The sequence below is a fragment of the Rhodoferax ferrireducens genome (genome assembly GCF_003347515.1).
Classification (GTDB): domain Bacteria; phylum Pseudomonadota; class Gammaproteobacteria; order Burkholderiales; family Burkholderiaceae_C; genus Rhodoferax.
Map to the genome: position 1 here is coordinate 78,144 of NZ_QEII01000290.1, position 16,893 is coordinate 95,036.

Here is a 16,893-nt window from a genome sequence, read left to right on the forward strand (position 1 = left end):
ATATCAGGCTGCATTTTGCCCCAGCGGCAGGCGTACCGTGGTGTCCAGGCCGGAGAGGTGGCCATGCGCCTCGCGGTTGTCCAGGCTGATGCTGCCGCCCAGCGCCTGCACGATCTCGTGGCAGATGGCCAGCCCCAGACCGGAGCCGGAGCGTGCCTCGCCGGCCGAGAAGGGCTGGAACAGCCGCGTGCGCAGCTCCGCTGAAATGCCGGGGCCGCTGTCACTGATTACCAGTGCCACGGAGCGTGAATCACAGAGCAATTGCACGGTCAGCGTGCCGTTGGCGGGGGTGAAGCGAATCGCGTTGTGCAGGAGGTTGCGCGAGAGTTCACGCAGCATCCAGTCGTGGGTGCGGATCAGCGAGGGGACGGTCGATATTTCAAAATCAATGTCCTTGGCCGCGATCAGCGGTGACAGGTCGAGCGCCACTTCGCGCAGCACCTGCGCCCAGTCGACATCGCTGCTGGGCGCTTGTTGAACCAGTTGCGCTACTTTGGCCAGCGACAGCATCTGGTTGGCCAACACCGTGGCGCGTTCGACCGTGTCGCTGATCTCGTGCAGCGCCTGTTCGGGCGCAACGTCGCCGCGCAGCGCCGACTGCACCTGCACCTTCAGCACGGCCAGTGGCGTGCGCAATTGATGGGAGGCGTCACGCACAAAGCGTTTCTGGTGTTCCAGCAGATGTTGCAAACGCGTCATCAGGTTATTGGTGGCTTCGATCAGGGGAACGAGTTCGCGCGGGGCGTCCGGCGCTTGCAAGGGCGTCAAGTCACCGTCCGGTCGGGCTTGCAACTGGGCGCTCAACTTGCGCACCGGGCGCGTGGCGCGCTGTACCACCACGATCACCACCAGGGCGATGACCGACACCAGCGCGGCTTGTCGCCACAAGGTGTCGATCAGGATCTGGCGTGCCAGCGTGCGCCGCAATTCCAGTGTTTCGGCCACCTGCACCACGGCCATGACGCGGGCGCGGTCGACGGCAACGGGCTGCAGCAAGACCGCCACGCGCACGGGGTCGCCACGGTAGACGTCGTCATAAAAGTCCACCAGCGCGGCATAGGGGCCGCGGTCCGGCAGGCTGCCGCGCCAGGCCGGCAAGTCGGTGAAACCGTCGATCAGGTCGCCCTGAATGCTGGAGATGCGGTAGACCATGCGGCTGCGGTTGTCGGCTTCAAAAGCTTCCAGCGCCGCATAAGGCACGGTGGCGCGCAGCTGCGCCGCGTCGCCTTCGCCTACGGCGTTGATGTGTTCGCCAATGGATTTGGCCGAGGCCAGCAGGGTGCGGTCGTAAGCGGTGTTCACTGCCGCCAGCGCCTGGCGGTACAAGGTGATGGTGTTCACCAGAATGAACAGGGCTATGGGCAGCAGGATGCCCAGGAACAGATAACGGCGCAGAGAGATGGCCCCCACGCTGGTCGCTTCGCGTACTGCGCGGCCCCCCGAGGGGGCCTTCGCGCCTTGGGGCGGCCCGGCGTCGCTTATCGCCCCCACGCTTGCCGCTTCGTGATTTTTCACGCGGCTTCCTTCAGCAGGTAGCCCAGCCCGCGCAGGGTCATGAGCTTGGCGCCGGTGTGCAGGAGTTTCTTGCGCAGCCGGTACACCACGACTTCAATCGCTTCATACTGCACCTCCACCTCACCCGGGAACACCAGTTCAAACAGCTTTTCCTTGCTGACGGCGTGGCCGGGCCGGGCCAGCAAGGCCCTCAGCAGGGCCAGTTCACGCGGCGTCAGGTCCAGAACCTGGCCCTGGTGGTAAATGGCTCCGCTATCTTTATCGTAGCTAATCCCGCTTATTCCATGAGGGCTAGGGGCTAATTCCGCATTATTTTCCGGGCGCCGGCGGTGCAGGGCGCGGACCCGGGCTTCGAGTTCGTCGAGGTCGAAAGGTTTGGGCAGGTAGTCGTCGGCGCCGGCATTGAGCCCCAGCACCTTGTCGCCCACCGTGCCGCGCGCGGTCAGGATCAGTACCGGCGTGGTGAGACCGTCATCGCGCGCCTGCGCCAGGATCTGCAGGCCGTCCCGGCCGGGCAGGGTCAGGTCCAGCAACACGACATCGGGTTGACTGGCGCGCCAGCGGCCCAGCGCGGCGCGGCCGTCGGTGCAAACTTCGACCTCCCAGCCCAAGCGGGTCAACGCGCGCAACAAGGTGGTGTGCAGCGCGGGGTCATCTTCAACCAGTAACAGTTTCATGGGCGCGAACATAGCATGCTGTCATGGCGCCCCAACTGAAACGGTTCGCTCAATAGCTGCCGATGTAATCTTTCTTGCCCACTTCCACGCCGTTGTGGCGCAGGATGGCATAGGCGGTGGTGGTGTGGAAGAAGAAGTGCGGCAGGCCGTAATTGAACAGATAGGACTGGCCGGTAAAACGCTTTTCCTTGGGTGTGCCGGCCTGCGTGACGATCTCGCGGGTGGCGGCTGCTTCAAAGTTGTCCACGGGCAGTCCATTCAGGAAGGCCAGCACGGTGTCGATGCGGGCCTGCAGATCGGCAAAGGTCTGTTCCTTGTCGTCCAGCTTGGGAACTTCCACGCCAGCCAGACGCGCCGACACGCTTTTGGCGAAGTCGCTGGCCACCTGCACCTGGCGCAAGAGCGGGAACATGTCCGGGTACAGGCGGGCTTGCAGCAGGGCGTTGGGGTCGATCTTTTTTTCGGTCGCGTGCGCTTCGGCCTTGCGCAAGACCTCTTTAAGGCCACCCAGCATTTGCTTGAAAACGGGAATGGAGGCGGTGTAGATGGCGTGAGTCATGGGTTCTTTCGTTGAAGGAGCCGCGGATTCTCGCCGGATTCAAGCGCCCGTGCTCCGGGCGGGCTATTGAACCGTGCCCAGCTTACTTCACGGCCGCCAGACGCCACAGCGAGGTCACTTCGCGCGACCGGGCATCGGCGAGCGGGTCGTTGGCATCCGAGGCCTTGGGGTGCAGCGGCTTGGCGTCGATGCGGCTCACCACGCGCAAGCCGTTCGCCTCGAACGCGGCCAGCAGTTCCTCGCGCGTGCGCAAGCCCAGGTGTTCGGCCAGGTTGGACAGGATCAGCCAGCCTTCACCCTTGGGCGTCAGGTGCGCCGTCAAGCCCTTCAGGAATCCAGCCAGCATGCGGCCGCCTTCGTCGTACACCGCGCGTTCAATCGGCGAACTGGGCCGCGCCGGCAGCCAGGGCGGGTTGCACACCACGAGCGAGGCTTGGCCTTCGGGGAACAGATCGGTCTGCACCACCTGCACCTGCTTGGTTACGCCCAGCTGGGCCAGGTTGTCACGCGCGCAGGCCAGCGCCCGCGGGTCCTGATCGGTGGCGACTACCTTGTCGACGCCGCGCCGCGCCAGCACGGCCGACAGCACGCCAGTGCCGGTGCCGATGTCAAACGCTACCAGGGGCTGGCCGGTCGGGGCTTTGGGCAAGTGGGCGGTGGCGACCAGGTGGATGTATTCACCGCGCACTGGCGAGAACACGCCGTAATGTGGATGGATGCGGTTGCCGGGCTCCTCGCCGAGCGCCGCAATTTCAACGCCTTTTCTGCGCCATTCGTGGGCGCTGGTCACGCCCAACAGTTCGCGCAGCGACACCACCGAGGCGCCGGCCGTATCGTCCGCCGGGCCCCAGGCCTCGGTGCAGGCGACCTTGACGTCGGGGCCGCGGCGTAGCGGAATGCTGTAGTCCGCATTGAAAGGAATCAGCAGCATGCCGAGCATGCGCGCCCGTTGCGATTGGGCCAGACGGTGCAGGTGGAAGGCCTCTGCCACCGGAATTTCCTTGGCGGCTTTCTTGCGCTTGCGCGTGGGAACCTGGTCGGCGCGCCGGGCCAGTGCCTGCAGCAACTGCTTGGCATTCTGAAAATCGCCGCGCCAGAGCAGGGCCGTGCCCTCGCAGGCCATGCGGTAGGCAGTGTCGGCGGTCGTGGTGTCGTCGGCCAAGACCACCCGTTTGGGCGGCGGTGCGCCGCGTTCCGAGCGCCAGAGCGCCGAGCGTTCCTCGCCGGCCTCGGTCCAATGGAGGGTCGGGGAGGGGCTGGCGACAGCTTGTGTAGCAGGAGTGGGGGAAGAGATAGGCATCGGCTGGGTCATACGCAAAAAATGGATAACAAGTGTTTTAACAGATAGGCGAATCCGCCTGGCGTATCGGTACTTTCCCTAGTGTCTGTGGACAGCCATTTGACAGCTAACTGTTGCATTATCAAAGCGTCTAAAAAACCACAGGAGACACTGATGCGTCGTAATACTTTCCTTAAATCCATGGCCGCCCTGGCTGCCACAGCCGGTCTGCCCTTGTCGGCACTGGCCGCTACCAACGTCAAGATGATGATTCCCGCCAATCCGGGCGGCGGTTGGGACGCTACCGGTCGCGCGCTGGGCAAGGCGCTGATCGATGCCAAGGTGGCAGATACCGTGACCTATGACAACAAGGGCGGCGCCGCCGGTGCCTTGGGCCTCGCCCAGTTCGTGAACGGCAGCAAAGGTGACCCGAACGCCATGATGGTGATGGGTGCCGTCATGCTGGGCGGCATCATCACTGGCAAGCCGCCGGTGTCCTTGAGCGCGGCCACGCCACTGGCACGCATTACCAGTGAATACAACGTGTTCGTGCTGCCGGCCAATTCGCCGTTCAAGACCATGAAGGACGTGATTGAGCAGCTGAAAAAAGACCCCGGCAGCGTCAAATGGGGCGGCGGTTCGCGCGGCTCCACAGAGCATATCGCTGCGGCCATGATCGCCCGTGAAGCCGGTGTGGACCCGGCCCGCATCAACTACGTGGCCTTCCGGGGCGGCGGTGAAGCGACGGCGGCCATCCTGGGTGGCAACGTCACCGTGGGTGGTAGCGGCTACAGCGAGTTCGCCGAATACATCAATGCTGGCAAGATGCGGGCCCTGGCAGTCACCTCGGGCACCCGCCTGAAAGGCGTCAATGTGCCCACGCTAAAAGAGCAAGGCATCAATGTCGAGATTGGCAACTGGCGCGGCGTCTATGGCGCACCGGGCATCACGCCCGAGCAGCGCAAGACCTTGACCGATATGGTGGTCAAGGCCATGAAGTCCAAAGCCTGGGCCGAAGCCATGGAAAAGAACAACTGGACGCCTGCCGTAATGACCGGCGCAGAGTTCGAAAAATTCGTCGATGACGACTTTGCATCGTTGCGCGCCACCATGGTGAAGTCCGGCATGATCTGACCCCCAGGCAAGCGCTTGGAGCCGATGTTTTCCACAGCACGGATGCATCGGCTTTTTTACGGGTGCAAGGCACCCCCGTATTTTTTTGGCGACGAGGTAAATAACCATGAAACAAGATCCCGAGACGCAAGACCGCCGAACGCCATCTTTTCTTCAAGGCTTGGTCGGCCTTGGCGTGATCGCGTTGGCGCTGGGCCTGGCAGTGGGGGCGATCAGCATTCCCTCCGACGCGGGTTATGCCGGCGTCGGCCCCAATTTCCTGCCCTGGCTGGTGTCCGCGGCCTTGTTGCTGTGCGGTGGGTTCATGGTGTATGAGGCCCGCACCGGCGGTTTTCGCCACATGGAGGAAGGCCCGGTTGGGGACCAGCCTTACTGGCCCGGTTTTGTCTGGATGTCGGCCGGGTTGCTGGCCAACGCCGGACTGATCACCACCATTGGCTTCATCTTCAGTTGTACCTTGTGCTTTGTGTTGGCGGCGCGTGGGCTGCGCAACGCGGAGGGTCGCGTGGGGGATGGCCTGAAATCCTGGGGGATCGACCTCCTGACTGGCGTACTGATTGCAGCGCCGGTGTACTGGATGTTTACGCAATTCCTGGGCATTAACCTGCCCGGCCTGACACAAACGGGGTGGCTTTAATGGATATCTGGAACCAACTTCTTCAAGGTTTCGCCACGGCGGGCACGCCGGTCAACCTGTTGTGGGCCTTTGTGGGCTGCGCATTGGGAACGGCGGTCGGTGTGCTGCCTGGCATTGGCCCGGCCACGGCCGTGGCCATGCTGTTGCCGATCACGGCCAAAGTCGAGGCGACGGCGTCGATGATCTTTTTTGCTGGCATTTACTACGGCGCCATGTACGGCGGCTCCACCACCTCCATCCTGCTGAACACGCCGGGGGAAACGGCCAGCATGGTGACAGCCATGGAGGGCAACAAGATGGCCAAAAGCGGCCGTGCCGGTGCGGCGTTGGCCACCTCGGCGATTGGCTCCTTTGTGGCGGGCACCATTGCCACCATATTGGTCACGCTGTTTGCGCCCGTGGTGGCCGAGTTTGCCGTCAAGCTGGGGCCGCCGGAATACTTCATGCTGATGCTGCTGGCCTTCACGACGGTCAGTGCCGTGCTGGGGCAAAGCTCGGTACGCGGGCTGACGGCTTTGTTTGTCGGTCTGGCCGCCGGCCTGGTGGGCATGGACCAGATCACCGGTCAGGCACGCTACACCGGGGGCGTGCCCGAGTTGCTGGACGGCGTGGAAATTGTGCTGGTGGCGGTTGGCCTGTTTGCGGTTGCCGAGGCGCTGCATGCCGTGCTGTTTGAAGGCAAGGTGGTCGAGTCTGAAAACAAGATGAGCCGCGTCACCATGACCAAAAGTGATTGGCGTCGTTCCATTCCCGCCTGGCTGCGTGGCACCGCCATTGGGGCACCGTTTGGCTGCATTCCCGCAGGGGGCACCGAGATTCCGACCTTTCTGAGCTATGCGACCGAGAAGAAGCTGGCCAAGGGCAGCGACAAGGCCGAGTTCGGCACCAAAGGCGCGATCGAGGGCGTGGCCGGGCCCGAGGCTGCCAACAACGCGACCGTGACGGCGGCCCTCATTCCCTTGCTGACGCTGGGCATTCCGACCTCCAACACCACGGCCATCCTGTTGGGCGCGTTTCAGAACTACGGCATTCAGCCGGGGCCACAACTCTTCAGCAGTTCGTCGGCACTGGTCTGGGCTTTGATCGCCTCCTTGTACATTGGCAATGTGATGCTGCTGGTGTTGAACCTGCCGCTGATCGGCATGTGGGTCAAGCTGCTCAAGGTGCCCAAGCCGCAGCTCTACGCCGGCATTCTGGTTTTTGCGACCGTGGGGGCCTATGGCATGCGCCAGAGCGCGTTCGATCTGTTCCTGCTGTATGCCATCGCGATCCTCGGGCTGGTGATGCGCCGCTTCAACTTTCCCACTGCTCCGGTGCTGGTGGGCATGATTCTGGGCCCACTCGCCGAGGCGCAGCTGCGCAACGCGATCTCCATCGGCGAGGGTAGTCCGATGGTGTTCCTGCAGCGCCCCATGTCCTTGACGCTGCTGATCGTGGTGGTGTCTATTTTGGTGGTGCCGCGTTTGCTGAACAGGCGCCGTCCGGCCCGGTTAGCCTGATTTGGCGTGATGGGATAGTGAACTGGCCGCATCGAAAGATGCGGCCAGTTGCGTTTTGGATGCTACTTAATTAATAGCTTTCTACGCACTGTCTGCAAGGGCTGGATGCCTATTTCTCTTGTAGTCGGGGGAGCACCCGGAATGACCCCAGGATCAGCGGGATCGAGGTCGATACCTGGGCTTTCAAGATCTCATTCGAGACGGCGTGCGTGCCTGCGGCGCTAAGTGTGTTCAAGGTGAACGCCATCAGACCGGCTCCAGCGACCACCGCATTCGCCCCGGTGGACGTAGCCCATGCAGGTGTCGTTACTGCGTTGGGTGTCAGCGCGCCGGCAGGGCTTACCCCGGCAGCCTGCTCGTGCTCAGCCAGAACGGGACCGTGCAAGGAGTCTTCGAAAATCAGGATCAGCGGGGTGGCCAGCGCAGCTTGCGCGGCAGCCAGTCCGATCAAAAAAGACGAACCGCTCAATACCGTACGAAGGCGTCTGCGCAGGCTTGGAAGAGTCATCGTGCATTCCCCGGGTTTGATGTATGAGGGCACTTGATTGGGCTGAAATTTGAAGCGCAAGAAACATGCCGTTACATATGGAGCGTGCGGTGCCGACCTGTAATCTCAATCAAATCAAGGATCTTGGCTTGGCCGCAACACAGGCCACTCGCCGGAGGCCCTGGCGCCTCCCATTAGTTGTTAATTTTCCCGACAGGCTGCCCATGGCCTGCGCGGTAACATGCCCGCATGGATACAACAGACCCACTACCGCGTGACGCCCAGAGCATTCTGGAGCTGGCCGCGCGCTCCATGTTCGACCTCTTTGCCAACGCCAGCGAGGGCATGATGCTGGTGGATCGGCAGGCCCGCGTGGTCTGGATCAACGACCAGTACAAACGCTATCTGCCGGCCCTGGGCTTTGAGCGGGTGGAAGATTTTGTCGGCCACCCGGTGGCCAGCGTGGTGCAAAACACGCAGATGCATCACGTGCTGGAAAGCGGCAAACCCATCCTGATTGACCTGCTCACCAACCGGGCCGGTACCTTTGTGGTGAGCCGCATTCCCTTGCGCGACAGTGTGGGGGCGGTCATCGGCGCCTTGGGCATCGTGCTGTTCGATCATGCCGAGATCAGCCTGCAGCCGCTGGTGGGCAAGTTTGCCCTGCTGCAGCGCGACCTAGACGATGTCCGGCGCGAGCTGGCCAGCCAGCGCATCAGCCAGCAAAACAGCGGGCGCCCTGGCCAGCGTCAGTCGCGCTACACCTTCGCCAGTTTTGTCGGCGCCAGTGCGGCGGCCGTGGAAGTCAAGCGCCATGCCCGGCGCGCCGCGCAAACCTCCAGCCCGGTGCTGCTGCTGGGCGAAACCGGCACAGGCAAAGAACTGCTGGCGCATGCGATTCACGCTTCATCGGCGCGGGCGGACGGCCCGTTCATCAGCCTGAACATTGCGGCGGTGCCCGATACCTTGCTGGAGGCCGAGTTTTTTGGCGTTGCGCCCGGCGCCTACACCGGCGCCGACCGCAAGGGGCGCGAGGGTAAGTTTCGCCTGGCCCATGGCGGCACGCTTTTTCTCGACGAGATCGGCGACATGCCACTGAGCCTGCAGGCCAAGCTGTTGCGCGCCCTGCAAGAAGGCGAGATCGAGCCGCTGGGCTCGAACAAGCTCCTGCCTTTTGACGCGCGGGTGATTGCCGCCACCTCGCGTGACTTGAACAAGCTGGTACGCGAGGGCAACTTCCGCGAAGATTTGTTCTACCGCCTGAACGTGTTGCCCATCCGCGTGCCACCGCTGCGCGAGCGGCGCGAGGACATTCCCGCCCTGGTCGAAGTGCTGGGGGAGGACATGGCCTTACGCAGCGGCGCGCAGCCGCCCGAACTTAGTGCCGAGGCACTGGCCCTGCTGTCGGCCCAGGTCTGGCGCGGCAATATCCGGGAGCTGCGCAACGTGCTGGAGCAGGCCACGATGCGCGGCGATTCGCACCGCATTCTTGCGCCAGAGCTGCAAGCCGTGCTGCGCGAATCGGGTGTTGCGGAACTGGCGCCGCTGACCGCACCGGCCTTGCCAGACTCGGCCGCGGCGGCCGGCGCCGGCTTGCTGCGGCCGCTGGCTGAGCAGGTGGCCGAGCTGGAACGTCAAGCCATTGGTGCCGCCATGACGGCGGCCAAGGGCAACAAGGCGGCGGCCGCCAAAATGCTGGGCATATCTCGTGCAACGCTTTACGGACGTCTCGATGAGGATGTATGAAATTCATACAGATTGACTGAAATACAGCTTGCTAAAGTGTATGAAAAAAATACACATTCTCTTTCTGGAAAATTAACTTCAATAAAATCAATAGCTTGCGATGTGGCATGGTTGCTGCGTAGTCTCTCGAATAAATTGACTACAAGAGGAGACCACCATGCATCGTCGTACTTGGGTTGCGCGCACCGCGCTGGCTGCTGCCACATTGGCTTGCACCCTGACTTCCACGCTGGCTTTCAGCCAGGACAAGCAAATCAAAATTGCCCACATTTATAGCAAGACCGGTCCCTTGGAGGCCTACGGCAAGCAAACCGCCACCGGCTTCCTGATGGGCCTGGACTATGCCACCGGCGGCTCCATGATGGTGGCGGGCAAAAAGCTGGTGGTGATCGAGAAAGACGATCAGGGCAAGCCTGACTTGGGCAAGAGCCAGCTGGCGGCGGCCTACGGTGATGACAAGGTGGATCTGGCCGTGGGCCCGACCGCCTCGCCGGTGGCGCTGGCGATGTTGCCGGTGGCTGAGGAATACAAAAAGATCCTGCTGGTCGAACCTGCCGTGGCGGATTCCATCACGGGCGAGAAGTGGAATAAATACATTTTTCGCACCGGTCGCAACAGCTCGCAGGACGCCATCGCCAATGCAGTGGCGCTCGACAAAGCCGGCATCACCATTGCCACCATGGCACAGGATTCGGCCTTTGGCCGCGATGGCGTGAAGGCCTTCAAGGAGGCCATCAAAAAAGCCAAGGTGGTGCATGAAGAGTTTCTGCCACCCGCCACGACCGACTTCACCGCCGGCGCGCAACGGCTGATCGACAAGCTCAAGGACCAGCCCGGCCGCAAGGTGATTTTCATCATCTGGGCCGGCGGCAATCCGTTCAAGATTGCCGACATGGACTTGAAGCGCCACGGCATCGAGATTGCCACCGGCGGCAATATTTTGCCGGCCATGACGGCCTACAAGCAGTTCCCCGGCATGGAAGGCGCGGCCTACTATTACTTCGGCATCCCGAAGAACCCGGTCAACGAGGCCATGGTGGCCCAGCACTACAAGCAGTTCAAGACTCCGCCGGATTTCTTCACGGCCGGCGGTTTCTCAGCCGCCATGGCGGTGGTGACGGCGCTGAAAAAATCCAATGGCGACACGTCGGCGAACACGCTGATCAAGACCCTGGAAGGCATGAGCTTCGACACCCCCAAAGGCACGATGACCTTCCGCAAGGAAGATCACCAGGCCATGCAGAGCATGTACCACTTCAAGATCAAGGTGGACCCGGCCTTTGCCTGGGGCGTGCCTGAACTCGTGCGCGAGATCAAGGCGGAGGAAATGCAGATTCCGATCAGAAACAAACGCTGATTGGTTCGCCATGCTTGAGACGAGGGAGCTCACGGTTCGCTTCGGCGGACACGTGGCGGTGAATGCGGTCAGCTGCATTTTTCGGCCCGGCACGCTGACCGCCATCGTCGGTCCCAACGGCGCGGGCAAGACCACTTTTTTCAACCTGATCTCGGGCCAGATCAAGGCCACCAGCGGCGAGGTGCTGCTCAATGGCAACAGCCTGGCGGGTCTGAGTCCCTCCAGCCGAACCCGCGCCGGGCTGGGGCGAGCGTTTCAGCTCACCAACCTGTTCCCGAACCTGTCGGTCCTGGAGAACGTGCGGCTCGCGGTGCAGGCGGCACGGCCTGGCGCGCACTTGCGCGGACTCAATCTCTGGAGCATCTGGAGCGACCACAAGGCCTTGACGCAACTCGCCGAGGAAGTGCTCGACGCCGTGGCCATGAACGACAAGCGCCATGTGCCGGTGGCGAATCTGCCGCATGGCGACCAGCGCAAGCTGGAGGTGGCCTTGCTGATGGCGCTGGACCCACTGGTGTACATGTTCGACGAGCCCACGGCCGGCATGAGCCATGACGAAGCGCCGGTCATCCTCAACCTGATTCGTGCCTTGAAAAACGACAAGACCAAAACCATTTTGCTGGTGGAACACAAGATGGACGTGGTGCGCGAACTGGCCGACCGCATCATCGTGCTGCACAACGGCGCGCTGGTCGCCGATGGCGAACCGGCGGAAGTGATTGCCTCGCCGGTGGTGCAGGAGGCCTATCTGGGCGTGGCGCCGGTAGCGGCGGAGGCGGGCGCATGAGCGACGCGTTGCTCACCCTGGCGGGGGTCCACACCCACATTGGCGCGTACCACATCCTGCACGGCGTGGACCTGGTGGTGCCGCGCGCTCAGCTCACCATGCTGCTGGGGCGCAACGGCGCCGGCAAGACCACCACCTTGCGCACCATCATGGGTTTGTGGCACGCCAGCCAAGGCAAGGTCACGTTCGGCTCGCGTGACATCACGGCCACGGGCACGCCGGAGATTGCCGCACTGGGCATCGCCTACGTGCCGGAAAACATGGGCATCTTTGCCGACCTCACCGTCAAGGAAAACATGCTGCTCGCCGCGCGTCAGGCCAGGCGCGCCAGCCAGATGGACGAGGCGCGGCTGACCTGGATTTTTTCCCTGTTCCCTGCGGTTGAGAAATTCTGGAACCACCCGGCCGGCAAGCTCTCGGGCGGGCAGAAGCAGATGCTGGCGGTGGCGCGCGCCATCGTCGAACCGCGCGAACTGCTGATCGTCGACGAGCCCAGCAAAGGCCTGGCGCCCGCCATCATCAACAACATGATCGAGGCCTTCGCCCAGCTCAAGGCGACCGGCACGACTATTTTGCTGGTCGAGCAAAACATCAATTTCGCCAAACGCCTGGGCGATCGCGTGGCCGTGATGGACAACGGCCGCGTGGTGCATGCCGGCGCCATGCAGGCGCTGGCCGAGGACGAAGCATTGCAGCAGTCGCTGCTGGGCTTGGCGATATGAGCGCAGGGATTCAAAAAGACTTCGACTGGAAACCTCTGGTGCTGGTGCCGCTGCTGGCGCTGCTGGTGCTGCCCTTCATCGGCTCAGCCTCGACCTGGCTCACGCTCACCGTGGCGGGCCTGGCCATGGGCATGATTGTGTTCATCATCGCCTCCGGCCTGACCCTGGTGTTTGGCTTGATGGACGTGCTGAATTTCGGCCATGGCGTGTTCATCGCGCTGGGTGCGTTTGTGGCGACCACGATCCTGGGCCTGATGGGGGACTGGACCGGCTCGCAGGATCTGTGGCGCAACCTGCTCGCCGTGTTTCCGGCCATGCTCGTGGCCATGCTGGTGGCCGGCGCTGTCGGCCTGGCCTTCGAGCGCTTCATCGTGCGCCCCGTGTACGGCCAGCACCTGAAGCAGATTTTGATCACCATGGGCGGCATGATCATTGGCGAGGAACTCATCAAGGTGATCTGGGGGCCGGCACAAATTGCACTGCCCCTGCCGGAAGGCCTGCGCGGCGCCGTGCTGCTCGGCGATGCGGCCATCGAGAAATACCGCCTGCTGGCGGTGGCGGTGGGCGGCGTGGTGTTTGCGGTGCTGGCCTGGACCTTGAGCCGCACCAAGATTGGCCTGCTGATCCGCGCCGGCGTGCAGGACCGCGAGATGGTGGAAGCCCTCGGCTACCGCATCAAGCGCCTGTTCATCGGCGTGTTTGTGGTGGGCAGCGCGCTGGCCGGGCTGGGCGGCGTGATGTGGGGCCTGTACCAGCAAAACGTGACGCCGCAAATGGGCGCGCAGGTCAATGTACTGATTTTCATCGTGATCATCATCGGCGGCCTGGGCTCGACCGGTGGCGCGCTGATTGGTGCCTTGCTGGTCGGCCTGATTGCCAACTACACCGGCTTCCTGCTGCCCAAAGTGGCGCTGTTTTCCAACATCGCGTTGATGGTGGCAATTCTGCTGTGGCGCCCGCAAGGCGTTTACCCCGTCGCAAACCGCTAAAAAGCCATGAATAAACCTACTGCGCAAACCGATCTTGCAACTGCGGTGCTCACCGTACACATGTACGGCTCCGCTCCTCGCCGCAACCTCGGCTCGCTCGCTACGGTTTCTTCACGACTTTTGAGAGTCGAAGTATGCTGAAAAGAATCCTCTCCAACGACTTTCCCCGCAGCCGGGTGCTGGCGGTCTTGCTGGTCGTGCTGCTGATTGCGCTGGCCGGTGCGCCCTTTATTTTCCCCGGCGTCAAGGCGCTCAACGTGGCGGCCAAGGTGCTGGTGTTCATTGTGCTGGTGGCCAGTTTTGACTTGCTGCTCGGCTACACCGGCATCGTCAGTTTTGCCCACACCATGTTTTTTGGCATTGGCGCCTATGGCATCGCGGTTGCCACGACCCGCCTGGGGCCGAGCTGGGAAGCGTTGGCGGTGGGCGTGCTGTGCTCGCTGGCGCTCTCGTTTGTGCTGGCTCTGCTGGTAGGGCTGTTCTCGCTGCGGGTGCGAGCCATCTTTTTCGCCATGATCACCTTGGCTGTGGCCTCCGCTTTTTTGACGCTGGCGTCGCAGCTGTCCGACATCACAGGGGGTGAGGATGGCCTGTCGTTCAAAGTGCCCGAGCTGCTGTCGCCCAGTTTTGAATTCAGGGATGAGCCCTTTCTGGGCGTCATGCTGGATGGGCGCCTGCTGTGCTACTACCTGCTGTTTGTCACGGCGCTGGTGCTCTTGCTGGCGCTGCTGCGCATCGTGAACTCGCCGTTCGGGCGCGTGCTGCAGGCGATCCGTGAGAACGAGTTCCGGGCCGAAGCCATCGGCTACCGCGTGGTGGTCTACCGCACCACCTCCAGCATTTTGTCGGCCTTGTTTGCCTGCCTGGCTGGCGCCATGCTGGCGCTCTGGCTGCGCTACAACGGGCCCGATACCTCGCTGTCGTTCGAGATCATGATGGACGTGCTGCTGATGGTGGTGATTGGCGGCATGGGCACGATTTACGGCGCGGCCATCGGCGCCGCCCTGTTCCTGGTGGCGCAAAGCTACCTGCAGGATTTGCTGCGCGTGGGGCACGAGGCGGCGTCTGCCTTGCCCTGGCTGGCCGCCTTGCTGTCGCCGGACCGCTGGCTGCTCTGGCTCGGCCTCCTGTTTGTTTTGTCGGTTTACTACTTTCCCACGGGCGTAGTGGGGCGGCTGCGTGCCGTGCGTACGCAGAGATAGATACGCTGCTGATCTATTCAAAAACCAAGGAGACAAGCATGAAGAAAAAATTGCAGAATGCGACCGGGCCAGTGCGGCTGACGACGGCGATGGCGCTGGGGGTGGGCTTGCTGGCCGGTTGCGGCGGCAGCGATGGGACGGTGACAAACGACTTGCCCACGGGTGTGACGCAGCACAGCGTCACACTCTACCCCGCCACAGCGCGTGGCACCGGGGACACCGCCGCCACGCAGGATTTGCTGACGGCGGGCCTGGGGCGCACCGGCCTCGGCGCTGCGGCGCCGGCTTATGTCGCGCCGCTGGCACCGACCGCGCTGGAGTTGCGCCGCAACGCCATTCACGGCAACTACCGCGGCCTGGTCGACGTCTCCGCCAACGGCGGCTACGGCACGCTGTATGGACCGAACGTGGATGTGGCAGGCACGGTCACCGCCAATGAGGGCTTGATTCCGGGGCGCGAATACATGGCTTCGCTGGACGATGGCACCGGCCGCAAACGCGTGGTCATGGCCGTGCAGGTCCCCGACAGTTTCGACCAGGCTGCGCCCTGTGTGGTGGTCGGGCCTTCATCGGGCTCGCGCGGTGTCTACGGTGCGGTGGGCGCCGCCAGCGAATGGGGTCTCAAGCGTGGCTGTGCCGTGGCCCTGACCGATGCCGGCAAAGGTGTTGGCCTGTATGACCTGAGCGATGACACCGTCAACCGCATCGACGGCACGCGCGCCACCCGGGCCGAGGCCGGCGCACTGAACTTCTTTGCCGCCAACATCACGGATGTTGCCCGCGCCGCCTACAACCTGCTGTTTCCCAACCGCCTCGCGCTCAAGCAGGTGCACTCGCAACTCAACCCCGAGAAAGACTGGGGCAACGACACGCTGGCCGCCGCGCGCTACGCGCTTTTCGTCTTGAACGACCGCTATGGGAGCGCCGCCAATCCGCTCCCCTTTGCAGCGGCCAACACGCTCATCATCGGCGCCTCGGTGTCCAACGGCGGCGGCGCGGTGATTCGCGCAGCCGAGCAAGACAGCAGTGGCCTGATTGACGGTGTGGTCGCCAACGAGCCCAACGTCCAGCCCTCGGTGGCCACGGGCTATGGCATCAACTTCGGCGGTGCGGCGGTCGCCGGTGTGGGCAAATCGACAGTTGACTACACCACCTATGGCAACCTGCTTCAGCCCTGCGCGGCCTTGTCTGCTGCGGCGTCGATGGGGGCGGAAGTGTCCTTTCACAATTACATTTCCTTCGCAGGCATGACGGCGCGTGCGACGGCGCGCTGCGACGGCCTGGCCGCCAAGGGGCTGGTGAGCGGCGCGGATACGGCCGCGCGCTCGCTGGATGCCTTGAGCAAGTTGCGCGCCTACGGCTGGACGCCTGACAACGACACCATGCACAGCGCGCATTACGGGCTCGGCAATGGCCCGATTCTGTCGGCGATGTACCCCGTCAGCTACGGCCGTTTCTCGGTACTTGATAACGTCTGCAACACCAGCTTCGCCCAAGTGGTTGCAGCCACCGGCGACCCGGTGGCGGTCACCGCGACGACCAAGGCCGGGAGCTTTGCCAGCGCCAACGGCACCGCCAATGGACAACCGGCCAACGTCGTCTACAACGACTCCGTGGGCGGCGCACGCTCCTGGCAGCTGGCGACTTCGCTGTCCACCGGCGTGCAGGACTTCGGGCTGGACAACGCGGTATGCCAGCGCGCGCTGGTGACCGGCGTGGACGCGGCCGGTGCCGCCCTGACAGTGGCAACGACGCCAACGCTGGCGCAGAGCACCGCCGTGCGCACGGGTCTGGCCGAAGTCCTGTTCAACGGCAATCTGCGGGCCAAGCCGACCCTCATCGTGGCCGGGCGCAGCGACGCGCTGTTGCCGATCAACAATGCGGCGCGCGCTTATGTGGCCTTCAACCGCTCGGTGGAGGGTTCGGCCAGCAAAGCGCGCTACATCGAGGTGACCAACGCGCAGCATTTCGACGCCTTCCTGGGGCTGAGTGGCTTTGACAGCCGCTACATCCCGATGCACACCTACTTCAACCGTGCCATGGACGCGATGTACGCTCATTTGAAGAACGGGACCGCGTTGCCGCCGAGCCAGGTGGTGCGCACCACGGTGCGGGGCGGCACGCCCGGCGCTGCGCCTGCGATCACGGCCGCCAATGTGCCGGCCATCGCCGCGACCGCCGCGGCAGGCGATGCGATCAGCTTTAGCGGCAACAACATCACCATTCCGCAGTGAGGATGGAGGGGCATCGCAGGCTGGATGCCACCCCCGCACGGCCTTCGGGCCGGTGCGGGGGCACAGTGA

At 63.4% G+C, this 16,893-nt stretch carries 15 protein-coding genes; 10 read left to right on the forward strand and 5 right to left on the reverse strand.

Features of this window, described 5'->3' with window-relative positions:
• Nucleotides 1-3 precede the first annotated feature (3 nt).
• From C5P05_RS17955 to C5P05_RS17970, 4 genes are all read right to left on the reverse strand, one after another.
• Entirely contained in the window at nt 4-1,401 is a 1,398-nt protein-coding gene (locus C5P05_RS17955) for a sensor histidine kinase (RefSeq protein WP_114971400.1), read from the reverse strand.
• A gap of 110 nt (nt 1,402-1,511) precedes the next feature.
• Complete coding sequence (locus tag C5P05_RS17960) at nt 1,512-2,192, reverse strand: response regulator transcription factor (RefSeq protein ID WP_114971401.1); 681 nt, start codon at nt 2,190-2,192, stop codon at nt 1,512-1,514.
• Between the two features lie 49 nt (nt 2,193-2,241).
• A complete protein-coding gene (locus C5P05_RS17965) occupies nt 2,242-2,751 on the reverse strand; it encodes a DUF1993 domain-containing protein (protein ID WP_114971205.1) in 510 nt (169 codons plus the stop codon).
• A gap of 82 nt (nt 2,752-2,833) precedes the next feature.
• Entirely contained in the window at nt 2,834-4,051 is a 1,218-nt protein-coding gene (locus C5P05_RS17970) for a methyltransferase (RefSeq protein ID WP_198674767.1), read from the reverse strand.
• A 153-nt stretch (nt 4,052-4,204) separates the two neighbouring features.
• On the opposite strand from C5P05_RS17970, the gene C5P05_RS17975 reads away from it, so the two are divergent.
• From C5P05_RS17975 to C5P05_RS17985, 3 genes are all read left to right on the forward strand, one after another.
• On the forward strand, nt 4,205-5,164 hold the full coding sequence (locus C5P05_RS17975) for a Bug family tripartite tricarboxylate transporter substrate binding protein (RefSeq protein WP_114971207.1): 960 nt from the start codon (nt 4,205-4,207) through the stop codon (nt 5,162-5,164).
• Nucleotides 5,165-5,270: 106 nt separating this feature from the next.
• Entirely contained in the window at nt 5,271-5,801 is a 531-nt protein-coding gene (locus C5P05_RS17980) for a tripartite tricarboxylate transporter TctB family protein (protein WP_114971208.1), read from the forward strand.
• Nucleotides 5,801-7,300, forward strand: coding sequence for a tripartite tricarboxylate transporter permease (locus tag C5P05_RS17985; protein ID WP_114971209.1), 1,500 nt, complete (start codon nt 5,801-5,803; stop codon nt 7,298-7,300). The genes C5P05_RS17980 and C5P05_RS17985 overlap by 1 nt, the downstream gene beginning before the upstream one ends.
• Before the next feature lie 109 nt (nt 7,301-7,409).
• Here C5P05_RS17985 and C5P05_RS17990 read toward each other — a convergent pair whose 3' ends face one another.
• Nucleotides 7,410-7,808, reverse strand: a complete 399-nt coding sequence (locus tag C5P05_RS17990) for a hypothetical protein (RefSeq protein WP_157979378.1) — start codon at nt 7,806-7,808, stop codon at nt 7,410-7,412.
• A 228-nt stretch (nt 7,809-8,036) separates the two neighbouring features.
• On the opposite strand from C5P05_RS17990, the gene C5P05_RS17995 reads away from it, so the two are divergent.
• The 7 genes from C5P05_RS17995 (at nt 8,037) to C5P05_RS18025 (ending at nt 16,824) form a co-directional block, all read left to right on the forward strand.
• On the forward strand, nt 8,037-9,533 hold the full coding sequence (locus C5P05_RS17995) for a sigma-54 interaction domain-containing protein (RefSeq protein ID WP_114971211.1): 1,497 nt from the start codon (nt 8,037-8,039) through the stop codon (nt 9,531-9,533).
• A 157-nt stretch (nt 9,534-9,690) separates the two neighbouring features.
• Nucleotides 9,691-10,890, forward strand: a complete 1,200-nt coding sequence (locus tag C5P05_RS18000) for a substrate-binding domain-containing protein (protein WP_114971212.1) — start codon at nt 9,691-9,693, stop codon at nt 10,888-10,890.
• A 10-nt stretch (nt 10,891-10,900) separates the two neighbouring features.
• Nucleotides 10,901-11,677: an ABC transporter ATP-binding protein gene (locus tag C5P05_RS18005; protein ID WP_114971213.1), complete on the forward strand. Its 777-nt coding sequence runs from the start codon at nt 10,901-10,903 to the stop codon at nt 11,675-11,677.
• Entirely contained in the window at nt 11,674-12,399 is a 726-nt protein-coding gene (locus C5P05_RS18010) for an ABC transporter ATP-binding protein (RefSeq protein ID WP_114971214.1), read from the forward strand. Before C5P05_RS18005 ends, C5P05_RS18010 begins: the two co-directional genes overlap by 4 nt.
• The gene (locus C5P05_RS18015; RefSeq protein WP_114971215.1) at nt 12,396-13,388 is read left to right on the forward strand and encodes a branched-chain amino acid ABC transporter permease; all 993 of its coding nucleotides are present in this window, start codon (nt 12,396-12,398) and stop codon (nt 13,386-13,388) included. The genes C5P05_RS18010 and C5P05_RS18015 overlap by 4 nt, the downstream gene beginning before the upstream one ends.
• Before the next feature lie 134 nt (nt 13,389-13,522).
• On the forward strand, nt 13,523-14,590 hold the full coding sequence (locus C5P05_RS18020; RefSeq protein ID WP_114971216.1) for a branched-chain amino acid ABC transporter permease: 1,068 nt from the start codon (nt 13,523-13,525) through the stop codon (nt 14,588-14,590).
• A gap of 38 nt (nt 14,591-14,628) precedes the next feature.
• On the forward strand, nt 14,629-16,824 hold the full coding sequence (locus C5P05_RS18025; protein WP_198674768.1) for a 3-hydroxybutyrate oligomer hydrolase family protein: 2,196 nt from the start codon (nt 14,629-14,631) through the stop codon (nt 16,822-16,824).
• Nucleotides 16,825-16,893: the final 69 nt, after the last annotated feature.

Coding starts and splice junctions, on each gene's coding strand:
- C5P05_RS17960 (WP_114971401.1), bottom strand. CDS start 2,192: ATGAAACTGTTACTGGTTGAAGATGACCCCGCGCTGCACACCACCTTG.
- C5P05_RS17965 (WP_114971205.1), bottom strand. CDS start 2,751: ATGACTCACGCCATCTACACCGCCTCCATTCCCGTTTTCAAGCAAATG.
- C5P05_RS17970 (WP_198674767.1), bottom strand. CDS start 4,051: ATGCCTATCTCTTCCCCCACTCCTGCTACACAAGCTGTCGCCAGCCCC.
- C5P05_RS17975 (WP_114971207.1), top strand. CDS start 4,205: ATGCGTCGTAATACTTTCCTTAAATCCATGGCCGCCCTGGCTGCCACA.
- C5P05_RS17980 (WP_114971208.1), top strand. CDS start 5,271: ATGAAACAAGATCCCGAGACGCAAGACCGCCGAACGCCATCTTTTCTT.
- C5P05_RS17985 (WP_114971209.1), top strand. CDS start 5,801: ATGGATATCTGGAACCAACTTCTTCAAGGTTTCGCCACGGCGGGCACG.
- C5P05_RS17990 (WP_157979378.1), bottom strand. CDS start 7,808: ATGACTCTTCCAAGCCTGCGCAGACGCCTTCGTACGGTATTGAGCGGT.
- C5P05_RS17995 (WP_114971211.1), top strand. CDS start 8,037: ATGGATACAACAGACCCACTACCGCGTGACGCCCAGAGCATTCTGGAG.
- C5P05_RS18000 (WP_114971212.1), top strand. CDS start 9,691: ATGCATCGTCGTACTTGGGTTGCGCGCACCGCGCTGGCTGCTGCCACA.
- C5P05_RS18005 (WP_114971213.1), top strand. CDS start 10,901: ATGCTTGAGACGAGGGAGCTCACGGTTCGCTTCGGCGGACACGTGGCG.
- C5P05_RS18010 (WP_114971214.1), top strand. CDS start 11,674: ATGAGCGACGCGTTGCTCACCCTGGCGGGGGTCCACACCCACATTGGC.
- C5P05_RS18015 (WP_114971215.1), top strand. CDS start 12,396: ATGAGCGCAGGGATTCAAAAAGACTTCGACTGGAAACCTCTGGTGCTG.
- C5P05_RS18020 (WP_114971216.1), top strand. CDS start 13,523: ATGCTGAAAAGAATCCTCTCCAACGACTTTCCCCGCAGCCGGGTGCTG.
- C5P05_RS18025 (WP_198674768.1), top strand. CDS start 14,629: ATGAAGAAAAAATTGCAGAATGCGACCGGGCCAGTGCGGCTGACGACG.